The organism is Citrobacter sp. Cb028 (assembly GCF_030336705.1).
Lineage (GTDB): Bacteria > Pseudomonadota > Gammaproteobacteria > Enterobacterales > Enterobacteriaceae > Citrobacter > Citrobacter braakii.
Map to the genome: position 1 here is coordinate 98266 of NZ_JAOWCZ010000034.1, position 22952 is coordinate 121217.

Below are 22952 nucleotides of genomic sequence, written 5' to 3' on the forward strand. Positions count from 1 at the left end.
GGTATCCTGTTTGAATTTGTTATTCGCTCACAATTTCAATCAAAATACGAATAAGCGATCCCAACTGTAAAGGATGGGGCGCTCAATGAGTGAACTGACTCACACAATTGTTATGCGTTCACAATTTAGGTGTGAGCTGCGAAACTTGCCGCGCTAGCTGGATCAGTGAGTCGGCCAGTACCTGGGGTGAGGGGGGTTGCGTATCGGGAGGCAGTACCGTATTGCGCTTAACCAGGGTTACGGGCAGCAGTTGGTTGCCCACGCTTGAGGTCCCACGGGGAAGTTGCAGCAGTCTGTCGACGCTGGTTTCACCCAGTAACGGAAAATCCTGCCTGATGGTGGTTAGTGGTGGGATGTAGCAGGCGCTGTCTTCGGTGTCATCGTAGCCGATCACCGAGATATCAACCGCCACCCGCAGACCGAACTCGCTGATTGCCCGCATCGCGCCCAGCGCCATTTGATCGTTAGCGACCAGCATGGCGGTGGGGAGATTACCACCATTAAGCATATGCAGCGTTTGCTGAAAACCTGACATCGCGCTCCAGTCGCCTTCCAGCTCCGCGGTGGGTTGCAGCTGGTAGTGTGCCAGATATTTATGCCACCCCGCATGGCGAAGCCTTGCCGAAACCGAAGTGTGTGGCCCGCTCAGCAGGGCGATACGCTGATGCCCATGCTGCACCAGATGTTCAACGCCGAGACGTGCGCCGTCGTCATGGGAGAAAATCACGCTGTTAATTGGCGTCTGATCTGAGACATCGAGAAACAGTACCGGCACCGTACCGCAGGCGGTAGCCACGGCAATGGCGTCTTCTTCATCCAGCGGGTAGTTGATGATAAGCCCGGTTACGCGTTGAGAAAGCAGGTTGTGGACTGCGGCTTTACATGCCTCAACGCCGCTACGTTCGACCATGGCGATCACCACGCTGGCCCCGGACTGGTCGGCGCGGGATTTTATGGCGGCAACGATTTGCGAGGGGGCGTGCAGGGCAAGATTCGCCGTCACGACGCCAATAAGCGGCGTCTGTTTGCCCGCCAGCTGCTGTGCGACACGGTTGGGGATGTAATTGAGCTCCGCCATCGCGGCCTCAACTTTCTGTCGGGTTTTTGCGGAAACGTGGCTGGCCTGATTCACGACGCGCGAGACGGTCTGGTAAGAGACTCCTGCATGGTCTGCCACATCGTATAGCGTTACCGGTTTCACGTTTATCACCCCTGTCATGACGTTATCTGCGCGCTATGATGCCACAGCGGGACGGTTTTGGGGTATTTGCGCATTGGTTCTGCGAGGCGCATTCCAGGGTTGCAGATCGTGTGCTGGAGGATTTATCGTCGTGATGCTTAACAGCATAAAAAAGTGAGGACATCGTGAGCGACTCTGCGGCAAACAACATTCTGTCCATCTACCAACGTCATGCGGAGGCCTTTGCCAGCCAGCGTTCACGCGCACTGTTCGAGAAAAGCTGGCTGGATAAGTTCATCACCGTGATGGGCGGGCAGGGCAGCATTGTGGATATTGGCTGCGGCAACGGTCAGCCGATTGCTGGTTATTTTATTCAGCAAGGCTTTCAGCTTACGGGAATTGATGGTTCTGCGGCGATGCTGGCGCGGGCCCGGCACTCTTTTCCCGCACAGCGCTGGCTGGAGCAGGATATGCGCGAGCTGGGACTTAACGAGACTTTCGATGGTCTGATCGCCTGGGACAGCTTTTTCCATTTAACTCAGCAGGATCAGCAAAAGATGTTCCCGATTTTTGACCGACTCAGCCGTCCCGGCAGCGCGCTGATGTTTACCAGCGGGACGGAAAACGGTATCGCGATGGGGCAATTTGAGGGCGAACCGCTGTTTCACGCCAGCCTCGCGCCGGATGAATACCGCGCATTGCTGTCAGCGCACGGTTTTGTGGTGGTAGAGATGGTGATGGAAGATCCGCACTGCGCCGGGCATACCATCTGGCTGGCGCAAAAACGTGGCTAATCGCCGCGAAAGGGGATGCGCTGTGTGGCGTTACGGATTTGCGTGATGTTCATAGTGTGTGCTCCACATGTTGGGTCAGTGGTGTCATCGTAGAGTGTTGCCCAGAAGATGAATGTGGGCAAATGGGCGACTAGCGATGAGATTGGGCCAATAGCAGATGGCAGAGAACGATAATGTAATTAGAATTAAAGTAATTGAATATTTCCTTTGCGACTCTTTATTTAATTCGCAGCCATTATCTCGTACTGAAAAAAACGTCATTTAAATAAGAGTAGATTTATTAAATACGAAGCGGCTCCAGAAAATAGTGTTGATATATGCAACGTATTGCAGCCAATAAAACATATCGCGAACCATGAAATAAGAATGCTATCATTCACACCAGACGCGGCAGGCAACTGCTGGCACACGCATTTACCCCGGAGCACCCGATGAACAACGACATTCCGCTAAAATTTTATGATATCGCCGACGAATACGCGACTGAAGCTGCAAAGCCGGTGAGCGATACAGAACGCGACGCACTGGCACTCTACTTCCAGCAGTTGATCACTCGTTTGATGAACAATGAAGAGATCAGCGAAGAAGCGCAGCAGGAGATGGCAACCGAGGCTGGAGTCGACGCACAGCGTATCGATGATATCGCGGAGTTCCTCAATCGTTGGGGTAACGAGTAGCCAAAGACATGGCCTGTGTTTTACACTGCGCGCAAATTGAGTAGGTATACTCTACAAGTAATAGGTTTAATCAGGCGGAAACAGCAATGAACGGAACAATCACAACGTGGTTTAAAGATAAAGGCTTTGGATTTATCAAAGATGAAAACGGCGACAACCGCTATTTTCATGTGATTAAGGTTGCTAATCCTGAGCTGATCAAGAAAGACGCGGCGGTGACCTTTGAGCCCACCACTAACAACAAAGGCTTATCTGCCTACGCGGTAAAAGTCATACCCGATAGCAAATACATCTATATCGCCGGTGAGCGTCTGAAGCTCACGGCGATCAAGTCTTACCTGGTCTACAGCGAAGAAGTCCCTGCTGAGACTCGTATCGACAAAGAAAATGCGGTGCTGTCCGTTGGTGTGCTGATGAACAGCATCCGACCGAAATCAGACGTGAAGCCTGGTGAAATGCGCACGCTGAAAAAGCTGGCCATCACCACCTTCCAGGGCACGACGCTGATCTTCTCGGAAGATGAAATCGATATCGACGAGACGGTGAAACTGCTTAAGGTCTGAAGCCCTTCAGAGTGAATGAAAACCGAAATCCAGCTCTTTTCAGAAGCGGGGTTTCGGTTTTTTTATGCGTATTTTTGTCAGAAGGGAATATCCATTTGAGCCAAATAGCAAATTCCATTCTGTTTTTTTATTTTGATGAGGCACCTGGAATTACCACGTCATCCATCAGTATGTAACGTGCTTCCTGGCGCGTGTATTGATCGATTAACGGCACAAGTCGCCGGAAATGCTCACTGGCACAATGTTCATCGAGAGCCGCGTGGTTTGGCCATTCTTCGATAAAAATAAAATGCCCCGGATCTTTTTCATCAATATAGAGGTCATAAGCAATGCATTGCGGCTCTTTCTTCGTCGCCGATATTAGCTCACGGTACCAAGGGAGAACGGTTTCAATATACTCAGGTTTGATGAAATCTTCGGCAATGACCTTTAACATGCAGCCTCCTGGCAGAAAACGAATGCACACTATGTGATGAAGATATATTTAGGGCAAGACGCCACTGTGTTATATCGGTCGGTGAGTGAGTTATCTCAGCTATTAATCCGATGATCCGCTTAACTGTGATCCATCTCACCTCCCGGCAACCAAAATCTCCTGCGACTCAACGCCATCTTCTATCTGTTTCGCCACCTTTTGTAAGGCCGGAAGATGTTTTTCCGCGGCCTGTTCGATGGTCATGGCGCTGGCCATATACACCAGATTCAGGCAGCCGATCACCCGCTGTTCACTGCGAATGGGGACGGCGATAGAGGCGATTTTCTCCTCCTGATCCCAACCGCGAAAGTTCTGGCCAAAACCGTCTTTTCGCGCACGGCTCAAAATGGCGTCGAGCTTCAGCGGTTCGCGCGCCAACTGGAACTCATCTCCCGGTCGTGAAGCCAGCATTTCAATCAGTTCCTGACGTTCATTCTCCGGGCTAAATGCCAGCCAGGTCAGGCCGGATGCGGTTTTCAGCAGCGGCAAACGACGCCCGACCATCGCCCGGTGAAACGACAGGCGGCTGAAGCGATGGGTGGTTTCACGCACTACCATCGCGTCCACATCCAGCGTGGAAACGTCGGTCGGCCAGATGACCTCGCGCAGCAAATCCCCCAACAGCGGGGCGGCGAGCGCAGAAATCCACTGCTCGTCACGAAATCCCTCACTGAGCTGACGGACCTTAATGGTTAAGCGAAAGCTGTCATCGGACAGACTGCGCCGGACGTAACCCTCATCCTGCAGGGTTTCCAGTAGTCGCCTGACCGTGGTGCGGTGCAGGCCGCTCAGCTCTGCCAGCAGGCCAACGCTGGCCCCGCCGTCGAGACGATTTAACATATTTAATAACATTAGTCCGCGCGTTAACCCGCGCACGGTTTTGTATTCGGTACTGTCGTCACTTTTCATATTTATTGACAAATCTACAGTTAAAACAAAGTTGTGCACTTAGTGCACATCCAGGCATGTTTTGATTGTAGCGCAAAAACTCACTTCTATACTGACCGCACAATAAAAAATTATTCACATTCTTTTAACAAAAAACAATTGCGCCTCACCAGGGTCTGCAATTGCATTTTGTCCGAGTAGTGAGGTTCTGAAATGACAACAATAAATCCAGATATCCAACCCGCTGTGCAGCACACCGTGCAGGTAGCGATTGCCGGAGCCGGTCCGGTAGGGCTGATGATGGCGAACTATCTTGGCCAGATGGGCATTGAGGTGTTGGTGGTGGAGAAGCTCGATACCCTTATCGACTATCCTCGAGCCATCGGCATTGATGATGAAGCGCTGCGCACCATGCAGTCCGTCGGTCTGGTCGAAAATGTTCTGCCGCACACCACGCCGTGGCATGCGATGCGCTTTCTCACCCCGAAAGGGCGCTGTTTTGCTGATATCCAGCCGATGACTGACGAATTTGGCTGGTCGCGCCGCAACGCGTTTATTCAGCCGCAGGTAGACGCGGTGATGCTGGAAGGGCTGTCGCGTTTTCCCAACGTGCGCTGCCTGTTCTCCCGCGAACTGGAAGCCTTCAGCCAGCAAAATGGTGAAGTGACGTTGAACCTGAAAGCGCCGGATGGCCAGCGTGAAACGGTGAAAGCTCAGTGGCTGGTGGCCTGCGACGGTGGGGCCAGCAACGTCAGACGTTCGCTGAATGTGCCATTTGAAGGCAAAACCGCGCCGAATCAGTGGATTGTGGTGGATATCGCTAACGATCCGCTCAGCACGCCGCATGTGTATCTGTGCTGCGATCCGGTGCGCCCGTATGTCTCCGCCGCGCTGCCGCACGCGGTGCGCCGCTTTGAATTTATGGTAATGCCAGGGGAAACCGAAGCGCAGCTCAGCGAACCGCAGAATATGCGCCAGCTTTTGAGCAAAGTGCTGCCGAACCCGGACAACGTCGAGCTGATCCGCCAGCGCGTATATACCCATAACGCACGTCTGGCCGAACGTTTTCGTATTGATCGCGTGCTGCTGGCGGGCGATGCGGCGCACATTATGCCGGTCTGGCAGGGGCAGGGGTACAACAGTGGCATGCGCGATGCCTTCAATCTGGCGTGGAAACTGGCGCTGGTGATTGAGGGTAAAGCCGGTGATGCGCTGTTGGATACCTACCAGCAGGAACGCCGCGACCACGCCAAAGCGATGATCGATCTCTCGGTGACCGCAGGCAACGTACTTGCGCCGCCGAAACGCTGGCACGGCGCGGTGCGCGACGGGGTTTCCTGGCTGCTGAACTACATTCCGCCGGTCAAACGCTACTTCCTTGAAATGCGCTTTAAGCCGATGCCGCAGTACCACGGCGGGGCGCTGGTGCGTGAAGGCGACGCGAAAACCTCTCCCGTTGGCAAGATGTTTATCCAGCCGAAGGTAACGCTGGAATCGGGTGAAGTGACGCTGCTCGACAACGTCATCGGACCGAATTTCGCGGTGATCGGTTGGGGCTGTAACCCGCTGTGGGGCATGAGCGAGGCGCAGATCCAACAGTGGCAGGCGCTGGGGACGCAGTTTATCCAGGTGGTGCCGGATACACAGATACAAACCGATCAGGATAACCACGACGGCGTTACCCGCATTGGCGATACGCAAAACCGCCTGCGCGCGTGGTTTGCCCAGCACAACGCCGCGCTGGTGGTGATACGCCCGGACCGCTTTGTGGCCGCCATCGCCATTCCGCAAACCCTGGGTAGTACCCTGAATAAACTGGCGTCGGTGATGACGCTCACCCGCGTTAATGCCCACATTCCCGCTGAAAAGGTGGCCTGATATGCACGCTTATCTTCACTGTCTTTCCCACTCGCCGCTGGTGGGTTACGTCGACCCGGCGCAGGCCGTGCTCGACGAGGTTAACGGTGTGATCGCCAGCGCCCGGGCACGTATTGCGGCGTTCGACCCTGAACTGGTGGTGCTGTTTGCCCCCGATCACTACAACGGATTTTTCTACGACGTGATGCCGCCGTTCTGTTTAGGCGTAGGCGCTACGGCGATCGGCGATTTCGGTAGCGCGGCGGGGGAACTGCCGGTGCCGACGGATCTCGCTGAAGCCTGCGCCCACGCGGTAATGAAAAGCGGCATCGATCTCGCCGTGTCCTACAACATGCAGGTCGATCATGGCTTCGCGCAGCCGCTGGAGTTTTTGCTCGGCGGTCTGGATAACGTGCCGGTGCTGCCGGTGTTTATTAACGGCGTCGCCACGCCGCTGCCGGGCTTTCAGCGTACCCGCATGCTCGGTGAAGCGATTGGCCGATTCGCCAGCTCGCTGAATCAGCGTGTGCTGTTTTTAGGCTCCGGCGGCCTGTCGCATCAGCCGCCGGTCCCGGAGCTGGCGAAGGCTGATGCCCATATGCGCGACCGCCTGCTCGGCAGCGGCAAACAACTGCCTGAAAACGAGCGCGAGCTGCGCCAGCAGCGGGTGATCAGCGCCGCCGAGAAGTTTGTGGCCGATCAACACACGCTGCATCCGCTTAATCCTGTCTGGGATAACCGCTTTATGACGCTGCTTGAACAGGGGCGTTTGCAGGAGCTGGACGCGGTCAGTAACGAAGAACTGTCCGCGATGGCGGGCAAATCAACGCACGAAGTTAAAACCTGGGTTGCTGCCTTCGCCGCTATTTCTGCCTTTGGCAACTGGCGCAGCGAAGGCCGTTATTACCGCCCGATCCCAGAGTGGATCGCTGGATTCGGCTCCCTGAGCGCCACCACACAGAACTGAAACAGAACTGAATATGCAGGAGAACATCATGACTTACCAACCGCAAACCGAAGCCGCAACCAGTCGTTTTCTGCAGGTGCAGGAAGCAGGCGAAACGCTGCGCGTGCATTTCAATGACTGTGGGCAGGGCGAAGAGACCGTCGTGCTGTTGCATGGATCTGGTCCGGGTGCGACGGGCTGGGCGAACTTCAGCCGCAATATCGATCCTCTGGTGGAGGCTGGATACCGGGTGATCCTGCTGGATTGTCCTGGCTGGGGCAAAAGCGATGGCATCGTTAACCGCGGTTCGCGATCCGATCTTAATGCTCGCATCCTGAAAAGCGTGGTCGATCAGTTGGATATTCAGAAAATCCATCTGTTGGGCAACTCGATGGGGGGCCACAGTGCCGTGGCGTTCACCCTGAGCTGGCCGGAGCGTGTGGGCAAGCTGGTGCTGATGGGCGGCGGGACGGGGGGCATGAGCCTGTTTACCCCGATGCCGACCGAAGGCATCAAGCGCCTGAATCAGCTGTACCGCGAACCGACCATTGAGAACCTGAAGCTGATGATGGAGATCTTTGTCTTCGACACCAGCGACCTGACCGAGGCGCTGTTTGAGGCGCGTCTGAATAACATGCTGTCGCGTCGCGATCACCTGGAAAACTTTGTCCACAGCCTTGAAGCCAACCCGAAACAGTTTCCGGATTTCAGCCCGCGCCTGGGCGAAATCAAAGCCCAGACCCTGATTGTCTGGGGACGCAACGACCGCTTCGTGCCGATGGACGCCGGCCTGCGCCTGCTCTCCGGGATTGCCGGGTCTGAGCTGCACATCTACCGCGACTGCGGGCACTGGGCACAGTGGGAACATGCGGATGCTTTTAACCAGCTGGTGCTGAACTTCCTCGCACGCCCTTAAGGAACGGACATGACGAATCTTAATCTTGAGCAGTTAGCCGCCGATTTACGTCAGGCTGAGGAAAAAGGGGACGCTATCGCCCCGTTGCGTGAACTGATCGGCGTGGATAACGCCGAAGCGGCTTACGCCATTCAGCGTATCAATGTGCAGTATGACGTGGCGCGAGGGCGTCGCGTCGTCGGGCGCAAAGTGGGGCTGACGCACCCGAAAGTGCAACAGCAGCTGGGCGTCGATCAGCCGGACTTCGGCACGCTGTTCGCCGACATGTGCTACGGCGACAACGACACCATTGCGTTTGCCCGCGTGCTACAACCGCGTATTGAAGCGGAGATTGCGCTGGTGCTGAACCGCGATCTGCCCAATGTCGATACCACCTTTGACGAGCTGTACAACGCCATCGAGTGGGTGCTACCTGCGCTGGAAGTGGTCGGCAGCCGTATTCGCGACTGGTCGATCAAGTTTGTTGATACCGTGGCGGATAACGCCTCCTGTGGCGTGTATGTGGTCGGCGGTCCGGCACAGCGTCCGGCAGGATTAGATCTGAAAAACTGCGCGATGAAAATGACGCGCAATAACGAAGAGGTTTCCAGCGGGCGCGGTAGCGAATGTCTGGGACATCCGATCAACGCCGCCGTGTGGCTGGCGCGCAAAATGGCCAGCCTCGGCGAGCCGCTGCGTGCCGGGGACATTATTCTCACCGGGGCGTTAGGCCCGATGGTGGCGGTGAATGCGGGCGATCGTTTCGAAGCCCATATCGACGGTATTGGTTCAGTTGCCGCCACCTTTTCAGCGGCGGTTACAAAAGGAAGTCAGTCATGAGTAAGCGTAAAGTCGCCATTATCGGCTCTGGCAACATCGGCACCGATTTGATGATTAAAATTCTGCGTCACGGCGTACGTCTGGAGATGGCGGTGATGGTGGGGATTGATCCGCAATCCGACGGTCTGGCACGCGCCCGGCGTATGGGCGTTGCCACCACCCATGAAGGGGTGACGGGGCTTCTTGCGATGCCAGAATTCGCGGACATTGACATCGTGTTTGATGCCACCAGCGCGGGCGCGCACGTGAAAAATGACGCCGCGCTGCGCGCCGTAAAACCGGGGATCCGTCTGATCGACCTGACGCCCGCAGCGATCGGCCCGTACTGCGTTCCGGTGGTGAATCTGGAGGCTAACGTTGACCAACAGAACGTCAATATGGTGACCTGCGGCGGGCAGGCGACCATCCCGATGGTGGCGGCGGTTTCTCGCGTGGCAAAAGTCCATTACGCCGAAATTATCGCCTCGATCGCCAGTAAATCTGCGGGACCGGGCACCCGCGCCAATATCGACGAGTTTACCGAAACCACCTCGAAGGCGATTGAAGTGGTGGGGGGCGCGGCCAAAGGCAAAGCCATTATCGTACTTAACCCGGCTGAGCCGCCGCTGATGATGCGCGACACGGTGTATGTGTTGAGCGAAGCGGCCTCCCAGCTTGAAGTTGAAGCGTCGATTAATGACATGGCGGCGGCGGTGCAGGCGTATGTGCCAGGCTATCGCCTGAAACAGCGCGTCCAGTTTGAAGTCATCCCGCAGGATAAACCGGTGAATCTGCCGGGTATTGGTCAGTTTTCCGGGCTGAAAACCGCGGTGTATCTGGAAGTGGAAGGTGCGGCGCACTATTTACCCGCCTATGCGGGCAACCTCGACATTATGACCTCCAGCGCGCTGGCGACCGCTGAGCAGATGGCGCAGTCACTCACCCGTCAGGCAGGAGAAGCAGCATGAACGGTAAAAAACTCTATATCTCTGACGTGACCCTGCGCGACGGTATGCATGCGATTCGTCACCAGTACTCGCTGGAAAACGTGCGCCAGATTGCCAAAGCGCTGGACGACGCGCGGGTTGATTCCATTGAGGTGGCCCACGGCGACGGTTTACAAGGTTCCAGCTTTAACTACGGCTTTGGCGCGCACAGCGATCTCGAGTGGATTGAAGCGGCAGCAGACGTGGTCAAACACGCAAAGATCGCCACGCTGTTGCTGCCGGGCATCGGCACTCTTCATGACCTGAAAAACGCGTATCAGGCCGGCGCGCGAGTGGTGCGCGTGGCGACCCACTGCACCGAAGCGGACGTGTCGGCCCAGCATATTCAGTACGCGCGTGAGCTTGGCATGGATACCGTCGGCTTTCTGATGATGAGCCATATGACCACGCCGGAGAATCTGGCGCAGCAGGCGAAGCTGATGGAAAACTACGGCGCGACGTGTATCTACGTGGTCGATTCCGGCGGGGCGATGAATATGAGCGATATTCGCGCCCGCTTCCGCGCCCTGAAAGCGGTGCTGAAGCCAGAGACAGAAACCGGAATGCATGCGCATCACAACCTGAGTCTCGGCGTGGCGAACTCGATTGCCGCGGTGGAAGAGGGCTGCGACCGTATCGACGCCAGCCTGGCGGGTATGGGCGCTGGCGCGGGCAACGCGCCGCTGGAAGTGTTTATCGCCGCTGCGGATAAGCTCGGCTGGCAGCACGGCACCGATCTGTATGCGCTGATGGACGCCGCCGACGATCTGGTGCGTCCATTGCAGGACCGTCCGGTGCGGGTGGATCGCGAAACGCTGGCACTGGGCTATGCCGGGGTGTACTCCAGCTTCCTGCGTCACTGCGAAGTGGCGGCGGCGCGTTATGGCCTGAGCGCGGTCGATATTCTGGTTGAACTGGGCAAACGCCGAATGGTGGGCGGCCAGGAAGATATGATCGTCGACGTGGCGCTGGATCTGCGCAATAGCAAATAAAAATGATTACGCGGCTGGCAACGTATCAGCCGCGACTCACCTGCATCGTGACCTCAGAGGTACATCTTATGACTACCCGTACCCCCACATCTTACCGCCTGACGTTAACCGTCGGGCTTTGCTTTTTAGTTGCCCTGATGGAAGGGCTGGATCTACAGGCCGCCGGGATCGCTGCCGTCGGTATCGCCCAGGCATTTTCGCTGGATAAAATGCAGATGGGCTGGATCTTCAGTGCGGGCATTCTCGGGCTGCTGCCCGGCGCGCTGGTGGGCGGCATGCTGGCCGATCGCTATGGGCGCAAGCGCATTCTTATTGCCTCCGTGGCGCTGTTCGGCCTGTTCTCGCTGGCGACGGCGATTTCCTGGGATTTCTCGTCGCTGGTGTTTGCCCGTCTGATGACCGGCGTCGGGTTGGGCGCGGCGTTGCCGAATCTGATCGCGCTGACCTCCGAAGCGGCGGGCCCGCGTTTTCGCGGTACGGCGGTGAGTCTGATGTACTGCGGCGTGCCGATTGGCGCGGCGTTAGCGGCGGCGCTCGGGTTTAGCGGTCTGGCCGCCGCCTGGCAAACGGTGTTCTGGGTTGGCGGAGTGATCCCGCTGCTGCTGGTGCCGCTGTTGATGCGCTGGCTGCCGGAATCACAGGTTTATGCCCAGCAAACGCAGGTGGCCGCCGAGCCGTTGCGCGCCCTGTTCGCACCCGCGACCGCGACAGCCACGCTGCTGCTGTGGCTGTGCTATTTCTTCACCCTGCTGGTGGTGTATATGCTGATCAACTGGTTGCCGATGCTGCTGGTGGAGCAGGGCTTTCAGCCCTCGCAGGCGGCTGGCGTGATGTTTGCTCTGCAAATCGGCGCGGCCAGCGGCACGTTAATTCTCGGGGCGTTAATGGACAAACTGCGCCCGGTGGTCATGTCGCTTCTGATCTACACCGGGATGTTGGCTTCGCTGCTGGCGCTGGGGACGGTGTCGTCATTGAGCGGTATGCTGATGGCCGGATTTGTGGCGGGGATGTTTGCCACTGGAGGACAAAGCGTGCTGTATGCGCTGGCTCCGCTGTTTTACAGTACGCAGATCCGCGCGACAGGCGTGGGTACCGCCGTCGCCGTTGGGCGTCTGGGGGCGATGAGCGGCCCGCTGCTGGCAGGAAAAATGTTAGCGCTCGGCACAGGAACGGTAGGCGTGATGGCAGCTTCTGCGCCGGGCATTTTACTGGCTGGGCTGGCGGTATTTTTCCTGATGAGCCGTAAATCGCAGATGCCGATCCCGACCAGTGGCTCATAAACAATCGTTCGGTTGTATGAGTGGGGAGATACGGTTCCCACTTCCGGGTGAACGCCAGCCGGCGATGACGTTGCCAGAGTTTATGTAAAGCCTGGCAACGGAGGCGTTATGAGCTGGCGGCCCTTTTTATATTTGATAATTAACCCCCACCCGATATTAAGCGCCCGGCGCGGTCATCTGCGTCTGGTGCAGGGTTGATTTTGCATTGTGTTAACAAACGCGGTATAACACACCTTCTTTGGATGTTTAGATGTCCATACGTTTGGAAGGTTATATGCAAACAACACAACAAAATGCGCCACTGAAGCGCACGATGAAAACGCGTCACCTGATTATGCTCTCCTTAGGCGGCGTGATTGGCACAGGGTTATTCTTCAATATCGGCTACATCATCTCCACTACCGGGGCCGCGGGAACGCTGCTGGCCTATCTGATTGGCGCGCTGGTGGTCTGGCTGGTTATGCAGTGTCTGGGCGAGCTGTCGGTCGCGATGCCGGAGACCGGGGCGTTTCACGTCTATGCCGCGCGCTATCTCGGCCCGGCGACGGGGTATACCGTGGCCTGGCTCTACTGGCTGACCTGGACCGTGGCGCTTGGTTCGAGTTTTACCGCTGCCGGATTCTGTATGCAGTACTGGTTTCCGCTGGTGCCAGTATGGGTCTGGTGCGTGGTGTTCTGTGTGATTATTTTTGGCCTGAACGTTATCTCCACGCGCTTTTTTGCCGAAGGGGAGTTCTGGTTCTCGCTGGTGAAAGTGGTCACTATCATCGCCTTTATTATCCTCGGCGGGGCGGCGATTTTTGGCTTTATCCCGATGCAGGATGGCTCGCCCGCGCCGGGGCTGAGTAATATCACGGCGGAAGGTTGGTTCCCGCATGGCGGCTTACCGATCCTGATGACTATGGTGGCGGTGAACTTTGCTTTTTCGGGAACTGAGCTTATCGGTATTGCCGCCGGTGAAACGGAAAATCCGCGCAAGGTGATCCCGGTGGCGATTCGTACCACCATCGCGCGACTGATTATTTTCTTTATCGGCACCGTGTTTGTGCTGGCGGCGCTGATCCCGATGCAGCAGGCGGGCGTGGAGAAAAGCCCGTTTGTGCTGGTGTTTGAGAAGGTAGGTATTCCGTACGCCGCCGATATTTTTAACTTCGTGATCCTGACAGCCATTCTTTCTGCGGCGAACTCCGGGCTGTATGCCTCCGGGCGCATGCTCTGGTCGCTGTCGAATGAACGTACGCTGCCAGCCTGTTTTGCGCGAGTAACGAAAAACGGCGTGCCGCTGACGGCGCTGTCGGTCAGTATGCTCGGCGGCGTACTGGCGCTGTTTTCCAGCGTGGTGGCCCCGGACACGGTATTTGTCGCGCTGTCGGCAATCTCCGGGTTTGCGGTGGTGGCGGTGTGGCTGAGCATCTGCGCCTCGCACTTTGTTTTTCGCCGCCGTCATCTGCAACAGGGTAAGGCATTGAGTGCATTACATTATCGTGCGCCGTGGTATCCGCTGGTGCCGGTATTAGGATTTGTGTTGTGCCTGGTGGCCTGTGTGGGGCTGGCATTCGATCCAGCGCAGAGAATTGCGTTGTGGTGCGGGTTACCGTTTGTTGCGTTGTGCTATGGTGCATATTTCCTTACTCAACCCCGTAACGCAAAACAGGAGCCAGAACATGTCGCAGAATAATCCGTTACGCGCTCTCCTTGAGAAACAGGATGTCCTGTTACTGGATGGCGCGATGGCGACGGAGCTGGAAGCGCGAGGGTGTAACTTAGCCGACAGCCTGTGGTCAGCCAAAGTGCTGGTAGAAAACCCGGAGCTTATCCGCGAAGTGCATCTTGATTATTACCGGGCAGGGGCGCAATGCGCGATCACCGCCAGCTATCAGGCGACACCGGCGGGCTTTGCCGCGCGTGGCCTGGATGAAGCGCAGTCGAAAGCGCTGATTGGCAAAAGCGTGGAGCTGGCGCGTAAAGCGCGTGAAGCGTATCTGGCAGAGAACCCGCAAGCGGGCACGCTGCTGGTGGCGGGATCTGTCGGACCTTACGGCGCGTATCTGGCGGACGGCTCTGAATACCGTGGCGATTACCAGCGCAGCGCCGAGGCATTCCAGGCGTTTCATCGCCCGCGCGTGGAAGCATTGCTGGATGCCGGGGCCGATCTGCTGGCCTGCGAAACCCTGCCGAATTTTGTCGAGATTGGCGCACTGGCTGAGCTGTTGACCGCGTACCCGCGTGCGCGTGCCTGGTTCTCATTTACTCTGCGTGACAGCGAGCACCTGAGCGACGGTACGCCGCTGCGTGACGTGGTCGCGTTGCTGGCGGATTATCCGCAGGTGGTGGCGTTAGGCATTAACTGCATTGCGCTGGAAAACACCACCGCTGCGTTGCAGCATTTACACGGCTTAACGGCGCTGCCGCTGGTGGTGTATCCGAATTCGGGCGAGCAGTACGATGCCGCGAGCAAAACCTGGCATCATCACGGTGAGTCTTGTGCGCAACTGGCGGATTATCTGCCACAGTGGCAGGCCGCTGGCGCACGATTGATTGGCGGGTGCTGTCGCACCACGCCCGCGGATATTGCCGCGTTAAAAGTTCAAGTTCAGGCTCGATAAGACGTAAGCCGCCATCGGGCATTTTTGCCAGATGGCGATACGGTATGAACCGGAAACATGGGTAACACTTTATGCCGCATCCGCCAGCACAAACATGCCGTACGGATGGATTTCGAGATAATACTGCTCGCCGACGTCCGGCTGCAGACGCGTAGCGTTGACCTGCAATAAAATCTCCTGTCCGTGCCACTCCACCGTGACCTCATATTGGGGTCCCATATACGCGACGTGGCGGATCACGCAGCGCTGGCTCTCTTCGCCGCGGTCGCTGAGGGTGATCGCTTCCGGGCGCACGCCTACCATGCCCTCGCCTTGATCGCTAAAGTGCAGTGGGCGCGGCAGATGATAGCCGTAGATATCAACGTATCTGTCGCTGAAGGTGGCCGGGAACAGGTTAGAATCGCCCATAAAGCTCGCCATAAAGCGGGAGGCGGGCTGGCGATAGAGATCCTGCGGCGAGCCGATCTGCATGATGTGTCCCTTGTTCATCACCAGTACGGTATCGGAAACCGCAAAGGCTTCGCTTTGATCGTGGGTGACGTACAGCGAGGTGATATCAAACTGCTTTTGCAGCTCGCGGATCTTGTCGCGCATGCTGCGACGCAGGTTGGCGTCCAGGTTACTTAACGGCTCATCAAACAGCAGCACTTTCGGTTTGAGGATCAACGCACGGGCCAGCGCCACGCGCTGCTGCTGACCGCCGGAGATCTGATCGACAAAGCGGTCTTCAAATCCCTCCAGATCCACCATCGCCAGCGCCTCTTTGACGCGGGTTTTCACCTCCGCGCGCGACACGCCGAGCATCTTCAGGCCATAACCGACGTTCTCCCCTAACGACATGTGCGGGAACAGGGCATATGACTGAAACACCATACAGATATCGCGCTGCTGAATAGAACGATGGGTAACGTCTTCGCCATCAATGAAAATTTGTCCTTCGCTCGGTTTTTCCAGCCCGGCAACCAGACGCAAGATGGTGGTTTTACCGCAGCCGGACGGGCCGAGCAGCGTGACCATTTGCCCCTGCGGAATGGTGAGATTGATATTGTCGATAACCGTGTTGCTGCCAAATCGTTTAGTGACGTTGCGCAGTTCAACGAAATTTTTCTGAGTCATAGTGCGCTCCATTACGCCTGGTTTTTGGCTTTTGAACGGGAGGTACGTGATTCACCGATCAGCCAGTCAAAGATGAAAATAATCGCCAGCATCACCACGATTAAAATGGAACCGTAGGCAATCGCCACGCCGTATTCGCCGTCTTCTACGCGGTTCAGGATGTAGGCCGTGGCCACGCGGGTATCCGGCGTGACGAGGAACACAATGGCGCTGACGGTGGTAATGGCGCGCACAAAGCTGTAGATCAGCGCTGAGAGGATCGCCGGGCGCAGCAGCGGCAACAGGATATGCGTAATGGTGCGCAGGGAACCGGCGCGCAGACTGAGCGAGGCTTCATCCAGCGATTTATCGATTTGGCCTAAGCCCGCAATGCCCGCCCGGATACCGACCGGGACGTTACGCATCACCATTGAGATAATCACGATGGCGGCGGTGCCGGTGAGGTATACCGGGGCGCTGTTAAAGGCCAGAATGTACGATACGCCCGCTACGGTGCCCGGAACGGCAAAGCACAGCATAGTGGTGAACTCGATGGTCTTTTTGCCTTTAAACTGCTGACGCACCACAACCCATGCGATCAGCAGGCCGAAGATGGCGGTGATCGGCGCGGCAATCCCGGCGTAGAGCAGGGTGTCGAGCAGTGAAGGCCACGCGCCGTCGCTCATTCCCTGACCGAACAGTTTGGTAAAGTTCGCCAGCGTCAGGGTGTAGTCCACGCCCCAGTTTACGGTGAAACTGCCGTAGAAAATGCTGCCATAGAGCAGGGCGTTAAAGGCAATCCACACCGCCAGCAGCGCGACCACGCTCCATACCAGCGTTACCGGCAGCGGCTGCACGTCGCCCCGATAGGATTTACCAGAAACGGTGACGTACGAGCGTTTACCAATCCACATGTACTGCACGCAGAACACCAGCAGCGAGAACAGCAACAGGAAGGCACCCAGCGTACTGGCGGCCTGGTAGTCGAGCTGGGAACCGGTGATGTAGAAGTAGATTTGCGTTGCCAGCACGTCGAAGTTACCGCCAAGCACCAGCGGGTTACTGAAGTCGGCCAGCGACTGCACCACCACAATTAAAAAGGCGTTTGCCAGTGCCGGTTTTAGCAGCGGGACAAACACACCGTTAAAGGTTTGCCAGCGGCTGGCGCGCAGGGTGTATGACGCCTCCTCCAGCGACGGATGAATGGTTTTGATCGCCCCGTCGAGGATCATAAACGCCATCGGAGTGAAGGCCAGCACCTGCGCCAGCCAGATGCCGGTAAAACCGTACAGCCAGTTGGTGTTGGTCAAACCAAACCATTCGACCATAAATTCGGTGATGTAACCGGAGCGTCCCATCATCAGTGTTACGCCTAAACCCACAACAAACGGCGGGGTGACGATCGGCAGAATCGAGAAAATTCGTCCGATAATGGCGCTGCGTTTCGCAATACGGGTGGTGTAGATAGCCAGCACCAGGCCAAAGAAGGTACAGCCGACGCCGACGGCAATCGACAGCATAATCGAGTTGAGGATCACCTGAATGATATGCGCCTGCGACAGCACATTCATAAACGACAGCGGAGCAAATTCTCCGGCGTCGTTGGTGAACATCGGAATGAAAATAGCGATACTTGGCCAGACGATAAAAATACCGATCAGCGCGACAATCGCGGTGAGCGAGCCGATGACGAAACGGTCGCCGCCCAGCCATTCCAGACGGGTGAGCGCCAGGGTCATGATCGCGCCAAGTGCCACAAACAGCACGATGGTGGCATAGCCTAAGCCGCGCCCCTCAAGAGTCGCGCTGGCGACGATAAAGGCCATACAGAAAAACGCCCAGCCCGCGTCAAAATAATGGCGGCTGCGCTGTTCGCGTCTGGCTTCATGGAACGGGCGCACCAGCAGCAGGCTTGGCAGCAGATACCAGAGCCAACTGATATTGAACTGTGACCAGCCGTAGGCGGCGAGAATTTCTTCGCGCGTCGACTCCAGCAGACCGTAGTCCAGGCTCCAGCTCGGCAGCAGGGCAAACGCCAGCCAGCCGAGTAAAATCCAAAGAAATATCGCATCCCGTTTTTTCACGGGATGGAGTGCAAGTGTGTGTGACATAGCGGTTCCGGTATTTCAGGCCGGATATGGCGTTAAGGCCTTATCCGGCAAATGAACGCAAATCTGGGGTTATTTACCCATCTTCACTTCGCTGACCCACTTATTGATCAGGGCTTTACGCACGTCGGTCGAGCCGTACTTATCCATGTCGTAATTGATAAGCTTCAGGTCGTCGAGCTTCAGCGAGTTAGGGGACGTCTCGGCGGTGGTGTTGGTCAGGATCTGATAGGATTTACCTTTCTTCCACGCCAGCTCCTGCGCGTCTTTCGACAGTACCCAGTCAACGAACAGTTTGGCGTTATCGAGGTTGCGCGCGCCTTTCAGGATGCTGACACCGCCGATTTCATAACCGGTACCTTCGCACGGTGAGACAAGTTCCAGCGGTGCGCCCTGTTCTTTTTCCAGCGAGTAGTCGTGCAAAAAACCGATGCCGATAGCCGTTTCGCCACGGGCGGCGTTACGCGCCGGGGCAATGCCGGATTTGGTGTACTGGGAGACGTTGGCGTTGAGCTGTTTCAGGTAGTCAAAGGCCTGATCTTCCCCCCACAGTTGGGCAAAGGTCGCCAGTGCGGTATAGGCGGTACCGGAGCTTTGCGGATCAGCAATCTGGATTTCGCCTTTGTATTCCGGTTTGGTCAGATCCTTCCAGCATTTTGGCACCGGTAGGTTTTTCTCTTTCAGACGCTGGGTATTGACGCCAAAGCCCAGAATACCGACATAAACCGCCGAGGAGAGGTTGCCTTTCACTTTTGCCGGATCGCGAAACTTCTCCATGATTTGTTCGAGGTTTGGTGATTTATACGGCTGCAGCAAGCCCATTTCACCGGCCTGAGACTGTGGATCCAGCGTACCGCCGTACCAGACATCCGCTTGCGGGTTTTTCTTCTCGGCATCCACTTTCGCCAGCGTACTGCCTGAGCCGTTGCGAATGAATGAAGTCTTCACATCATATTTTTCACCGAAGGCTTTGGTTTCGGTTTCGCACATTTCGTTGGTGGCGCTGCAATACACCACCAGACGACCCTGCGCCTGAGCTGCACTGCTGAAGGCTGCCAGCGTCAGAGCGGAGGCAATTAGGGTAGAGGTAAGCGTCAGTTTCATTGTTTTATCCTTTGACTGAGAGAAGGGGGAATGCCCGCAATGAGCAATGGCATCAGCAATAAACCCATAAAGACAGCGGCAACCGAGAGCAAACTGAACATTCCCGACCAGCCGTAGTGTTCTATGACCAGCGACAGCGGCCAACCCGCCAGCGCGGCCCCCAGATAGGCGAACAGCCCGAGAAAACCAGTAATTGAACCTGCCGCCGCTTTATGTCCGCATTCCACGGCCGCGAGGCCAATTAGCATCTGTGGGCCAAACACAAAAAAGCCCACGGTAAAGAAACACACTGCCAGTAGCGCGTAGTGGTGCACCGGCGCCAGCCACAGCGCGGCGACGGAGACCATCAGCCCCAGTGTGAATAGCAAAATCATTGGCGCACGCTGACCGCTGAACAGCAGATCCGAACCCCATCCGGCAAACAGCGCCCCCAGCAAGCCACCGACTTCAAACAGCATTACCGTGGCATTGGCGCTGAGCAGGTTCACACCGTGGCTTTCCGTCAGCCAGATGTTGCCCCAGTCGTTGAGCGCTATGCGGATCAAATAGACCAACACATATGACACGCCGAGTAGCCAGATCATCGGGTTCTTCAGCATGGTGGTGCGTAACATTTGCCACAGTCCCATCGGCGGGCTTTGCTGCTCCTGACGCAACTCCAGCGGGTCTTGCCGCCATTCCCCAACCGTGGGTAAGCCTTCTTCCCGGGGCGTGCCTTTCAGTTGCAGGGTGAGCCAGATGCCTAATGCCATGCTGATTATCCCCGGAGCCAGCATGGCTGCCTGCCAACCCCACCAGTGGGCGGCAAAGGCGCTAATCAGCGGAATGATGGCCCCACCGATGTTGATCGACATATTCCAGCAGCCCCACCAGAAGCCGCGTTCGTTGCGCGAGTACCAGTGGGTCAATAGTCGGGCGCAGGGCGGCCAGCCCCAGCCCTGAAAAAATCCGTTCAGCGTCCAGACCACCAGGAGCAGCGTCAGCGATTCACCAAAGGCGAACAGCACGTTTAAAACGCCGGTGGCAAACAGGCCAATGCCCATAAACGCGCGCTGTCCGTGGCTGTCGTGCCATAGCCCGGCGGTGAATTTCGACAGGCCATAGGTCAGATAAAACAGCGATCCCAGCAGGCCGATATCGCTTTTATCCAGACCCAGATCCGTTTGCAGCGCCGGGAGGACGTAGTTAACGCTTTTGCGCGTCAGATAAAACGCGGCGTACCCAATCACCATACACATCAGCAGCCGGGGGCGTAGCGCCCGGTATTGTTGGTCTGTTTCGCGTGATGCACGTGCATGCATGGCAGCCTCCGTTTGTGCTGACTATAGGAAAGTGAAAGCAAAATGGGATGAGATAAAGTCCGCAGTGACTAAGACTTTTTCCTGGTTAACGGCTGATTTGTTGCAAATTTGTGGGCAGGTTAACAATTACCCGCGTGCCGTTGTTCGATTCGAGCGTCAGTTCGCCGCCAAGGGCGCTGACCCGCTCACGCATCCCCTGGATACCGAACCCGGGGATTTTCTCCGCGAGAATACCTACGCCGTTGTCAGCGACGTGCAGAAACACGCGGTGTTCCTGCTGGCGCAGCGTAATCGACACTTCGCTGGCGTCGGCATGTTTACAGACGTTATTGAGCAACTCCTGCAGCAGGCGATACAGTGTGAAACGCACCGTTTCATTTTCTGGCGTATTTTCAAGCTGATAGTCAAACCAACAGCGAATGCCGCGTTCGGCAAAGGCAAATTCATTCACCAGATGATGCAGTGCATCTTTAAAGGCCAGTTCATCGAGCGCGGGCGGTCGTAGCTGGCGCAGCAGTTGGCGGGTGGAGTGGTGAATGCGCCGGGCAAGGTCGTTGATCTGATTTGCCGCTTCAAGCGTTTGCTCGCGACCCGGCGCGCGCTTGACCAGTTGCGACTGAATTTGAATGGCGGTGATGTTCTGACCAATTTCGTCGTGTAGCTCCCGCGCCAGGCTTTTGCGCGTATTTTCCTCGGTGCGGATCAGTTGTTCGGTCAGCGCGCGTCGCGCTGCCAGTTCGGCTTCCAGACGCTGGCGATAATGGTGCAGGTTTTGCGCCAGATGCTGCTGGCGGCTGATAGCGATCCCCAGCCCTATGCCCAGCAGCGCCTGGGTGGCGAGGAAAATCTCCAGCTCCAGTAAATTGCTGAACCCGACGCCGATTTGCCGGGCGATGGTGATCATCATGCTGCCGAGCAGTCCGGACAACACGCCGCCCTGCCAGCCAAATTTCCACGCCATCACCACGTTTGGTAAGAACACTACGATTAGCAGCAGGCGCTCGATCTCTGGTGACAGCACCATCTGGGTACCTATGCCAATAATGAAAAACAGACTGCACCAGATGATAAGCGAGGTACGCAGGGGGGGATTGGTGGTATCCAGTCCGAGCAAATGATAGCGGTGCTGCTGGCGCAGAAATTCATAGATCAGATAGACAAACGGCGTCAGCAGTACGCCGCCAGTAAACGATGCCAGGCCAATTAACGTTGCCGGGCTTTGGATAAACGGTGAAAGCAGGAGGGTATTGAGTAATGACGTGATCGTCACCGCGGCCAGCAGCAGCGTTAAGCGCTGCCAGTAAAGGGGGAAGCGGTGCCAGTATGACTGGCCGATACTCGCCGGGATCAGGCTAATCAACGGCGCAACCAGCAGGATATAGCCATTCACTAATTGCTCGCTGTGCAGCCAGAACAGCATCAGCACCGGCGGCAGTACCAGCGCGGGCCAGTAACGGCGAGAAAGCAGGATTAGCAGGGCGAGATAGACGCCGTGCGGCAGGAATAGCGCTGCCTGCTGGCCGTTGTGGGTTAGGTAAAACCCCAGCGTCCACAGCATCAGCCAGCCCGATCCCCAGGCCAGCAGAATAAACAGAGAAATAACCCAATGACGAAGGCTGCGTGACATTAATGCCCCGTCAGCAACTGGTGGTCGAGTGCAAAATGCACCAGATCGATGGTGCTGTGGCATTGCAGTTTGCCCAGCACGTTCGCACGATGAACGTGCACCGTTTTATGGCTGAGGTCGAGCTTGAAGGCGATCTCTTTTACGCTGTCGCCTTTGACCAGCAGATCAAACACTTCGCGCTCGCGCGGGGTCAATATCTCCAGTACCTGCGCGGGCTGTTCGCCGCCGCGTAGCGCCCGCAGCGCGTCGGCGCACAGGTAATGCCCGCCCATACCAACCGATCGTACCGCCTGCACCAGTTCCTCTGGCCCGCAGCGTTTGGTCAGATAACCGCTGGCACCGGCATCCAGTGCGCTTTGCACAAACGTGGGTGAGTCATAGATGCTGAGAATAATGGCGCGAAAACCGGGCTTCTGCGCCCGCAGTCGTTTTAACAGGCTCAGGCCATTTTCATCCGGCATGGCGATATCCATCACCGCAACGTTGACGTCATCATGCAGTAGTGCAGGCCACGCCTGGGCCGCGCTGCTGTACTGGCCAGCAACGTTGAGATCGTCTTCGAGACTGAGTAATTGCGCAAAGCCGGAACGCACCACCACATGGTCATCCACCAGCACAACATGAATCATGATCTTGCTCTCTTGCCTGACAATGGCATCTATGATGCCTGCCAGCGCCGCGCTGGCAATCCCCGTGGCGCTGATATGTAACGAATGTAACAAAATCGCAATAATTTGCCGGGTGTTGTAGGACGGATAA

At 56.7% G+C, this 22952-nt stretch carries 21 protein-coding genes; 12 read left to right on the forward strand and 9 right to left on the reverse strand.

Translation table 11 applies throughout. From position 1 onward, the window contains the following. Positions 1 to 118 precede the first annotated feature (118 nt). A complete protein-coding gene (locus OGV75_RS10020) occupies positions 119 to 1201 on the reverse strand; it encodes a LacI family DNA-binding transcriptional regulator (protein ID WP_286481013.1) in 1083 nt (360 codons plus the stop codon). A gap of 164 nt (positions 1202 to 1365) precedes the next feature. Between OGV75_RS10020 and OGV75_RS10025 the strand changes: the two genes are divergently transcribed. The 3 genes from OGV75_RS10025 (at position 1366) to OGV75_RS10035 (ending at position 3214) form a co-directional block, all read left to right on the forward strand. Beyond that, on the forward strand, positions 1366 to 1974 hold the full coding sequence (locus OGV75_RS10025; protein WP_046275621.1) for a class I SAM-dependent DNA methyltransferase: 609 nt from the start codon (positions 1366 to 1368) through the stop codon (positions 1972 to 1974). Positions 1975 to 2405: 431 nt separating this feature from the next. Then, the gene (locus OGV75_RS10030) at positions 2406 to 2651 is read left to right on the forward strand and encodes a DUF2543 family protein (RefSeq protein WP_019076120.1); all 246 of its coding nucleotides are present in this window, start codon (positions 2406 to 2408) and stop codon (positions 2649 to 2651) included. 86 nt (positions 2652 to 2737) lie between these two features. After that, positions 2738 to 3214, forward strand: coding sequence for a cold-shock protein (locus tag OGV75_RS10035; RefSeq protein WP_016151966.1), 477 nt, complete (start codon positions 2738 to 2740; stop codon positions 3212 to 3214). Between the two features lie 127 nt (positions 3215 to 3341). Here the strand turns inward: OGV75_RS10035 and OGV75_RS10040 are convergent, their stop codons facing one another. Together OGV75_RS10040 and OGV75_RS10045 are read right to left on the reverse strand one after the other, a co-directional pair. Next, positions 3342 to 3650, reverse strand: coding sequence for a putative quinol monooxygenase (locus OGV75_RS10040; protein ID WP_046275619.1), 309 nt, complete (start codon positions 3648 to 3650; stop codon positions 3342 to 3344). A 135-nt stretch (positions 3651 to 3785) separates the two neighbouring features. Beyond that, positions 3786 to 4598, reverse strand: a complete 813-nt coding sequence (locus tag OGV75_RS10045) for a DNA-binding transcriptional regulator (protein ID WP_080860313.1) — start codon at positions 4596 to 4598, stop codon at positions 3786 to 3788. Between the two features lie 192 nt (positions 4599 to 4790). On the opposite strand from OGV75_RS10045, the gene OGV75_RS10050 reads away from it, so the two are divergent. From OGV75_RS10050 to mmuM, 9 genes are all read left to right on the forward strand, one after another. Continuing rightward, the gene (locus OGV75_RS10050) at positions 4791 to 6455 is read left to right on the forward strand and encodes a bifunctional 3-(3-hydroxy-phenyl)propionate/3-hydroxycinnamic acid hydroxylase (RefSeq protein WP_286470143.1); all 1665 of its coding nucleotides are present in this window, start codon (positions 4791 to 4793) and stop codon (positions 6453 to 6455) included. A 1-nt stretch (position 6456) separates the two neighbouring features. Beyond that, on the forward strand, positions 6457 to 7401 hold the full coding sequence (gene mhpB, locus OGV75_RS10055; protein ID WP_046275617.1) for a 2,3-dihydroxyphenylpropionate/2,3-dihydroxicinnamic acid 1,2-dioxygenase: 945 nt from the start codon (positions 6457 to 6459) through the stop codon (positions 7399 to 7401). 28 nt (positions 7402 to 7429) lie between these two features. After that, positions 7430 to 8296 (forward strand): 2-hydroxy-6-oxonona-2,4-dienedioate hydrolase, encoded by an 867-nt coding sequence (mhpC, locus tag OGV75_RS10060; RefSeq protein WP_016151973.1) that lies wholly within the window; start codon positions 7430 to 7432, stop codon positions 8294 to 8296. 9 nt (positions 8297 to 8305) lie between these two features. Further along, positions 8306 to 9115, forward strand: coding sequence for a 2-keto-4-pentenoate hydratase (mhpD, locus tag OGV75_RS10065; protein ID WP_016155814.1), 810 nt, complete (start codon positions 8306 to 8308; stop codon positions 9113 to 9115). Beyond that, positions 9112 to 10062 carry an acetaldehyde dehydrogenase gene (gene mhpF, locus OGV75_RS10070; protein WP_047416963.1) on the forward strand — a complete coding sequence of 317 codons (951 nt, stop codon included), beginning with the start codon at positions 9112 to 9114 and terminating at the stop codon, positions 10060 to 10062. Before mhpD ends, mhpF begins: the two co-directional genes overlap by 4 nt. Next, positions 10059 to 11072 (forward strand): 4-hydroxy-2-oxovalerate aldolase, encoded by a 1014-nt coding sequence (gene mhpE, locus OGV75_RS10075; protein ID WP_016151976.1) that lies wholly within the window; start codon positions 10059 to 10061, stop codon positions 11070 to 11072. Before mhpF ends, mhpE begins: the two co-directional genes overlap by 4 nt. Positions 11073 to 11140: 68 nt before the next feature. Beyond that, positions 11141 to 12352, forward strand: a complete 1212-nt coding sequence (gene mhpT / locus OGV75_RS10080) for a 3-(3-hydroxy-phenyl)propionate transporter MhpT (protein WP_286480618.1) — start codon at positions 11141 to 11143, stop codon at positions 12350 to 12352. Positions 12353 to 12626: 274 nt separating this feature from the next. After that, on the forward strand, positions 12627 to 14030 hold the full coding sequence (gene mmuP, locus OGV75_RS10085) for an S-methylmethionine permease (protein ID WP_286480619.1): 1404 nt from the start codon (positions 12627 to 12629) through the stop codon (positions 14028 to 14030). Next, positions 14017 to 14958, forward strand: coding sequence for a homocysteine S-methyltransferase (gene mmuM, locus OGV75_RS10090; RefSeq protein ID WP_094761417.1), 942 nt, complete (start codon positions 14017 to 14019; stop codon positions 14956 to 14958). Before mmuP ends, mmuM begins: the two co-directional genes overlap by 14 nt. Positions 14959 to 15027: 69 nt before the next feature. Here the strand turns inward: mmuM and fbpC are convergent, their stop codons facing one another. The 6 genes from fbpC to OGV75_RS10120 form a co-directional block, all read right to left on the reverse strand. Beyond that, positions 15028 to 16074: a ferric ABC transporter ATP-binding protein gene (gene fbpC, locus OGV75_RS10095; RefSeq protein ID WP_016151981.1), complete on the reverse strand. Its 1047-nt coding sequence runs from the start codon at positions 16072 to 16074 to the stop codon at positions 15028 to 15030. A gap of 11 nt (positions 16075 to 16085) precedes the next feature. After that, a complete protein-coding gene (locus tag OGV75_RS10100; RefSeq protein ID WP_286480620.1) occupies positions 16086 to 18164 on the reverse strand; it encodes an ABC transporter permease in 2079 nt (692 codons plus the stop codon). Positions 18165 to 18233: 69 nt separating this feature from the next. Then, the gene (locus OGV75_RS10105) at positions 18234 to 19265 is read right to left on the reverse strand and encodes an ABC transporter substrate-binding protein (protein ID WP_016151983.1); all 1032 of its coding nucleotides are present in this window, start codon (positions 19263 to 19265) and stop codon (positions 18234 to 18236) included. Continuing rightward, the gene (gene uhpC / locus OGV75_RS10110) at positions 19262 to 20566 is read right to left on the reverse strand and encodes an MFS transporter family glucose-6-phosphate receptor UhpC (RefSeq protein ID WP_286480621.1); all 1305 of its coding nucleotides are present in this window, start codon (positions 20564 to 20566) and stop codon (positions 19262 to 19264) included. Before uhpC ends, OGV75_RS10105 begins: the two co-directional genes overlap by 4 nt. Positions 20567 to 20651: 85 nt before the next feature. Then, positions 20652 to 22193 carry an MASE1 domain-containing sensor histidine kinase gene (locus OGV75_RS10115; protein ID WP_046275611.1) on the reverse strand — a complete coding sequence of 514 codons (1542 nt, stop codon included), beginning with the start codon at positions 22191 to 22193 and terminating at the stop codon, positions 20652 to 20654. After that, positions 22193 to 22822, reverse strand: coding sequence for a response regulator transcription factor (locus tag OGV75_RS10120; RefSeq protein ID WP_032931278.1), 630 nt, complete (start codon positions 22820 to 22822; stop codon positions 22193 to 22195). Before OGV75_RS10120 ends, OGV75_RS10115 begins: the two co-directional genes overlap by 1 nt. Positions 22823 to 22952: the final 130 nt, after the last annotated feature.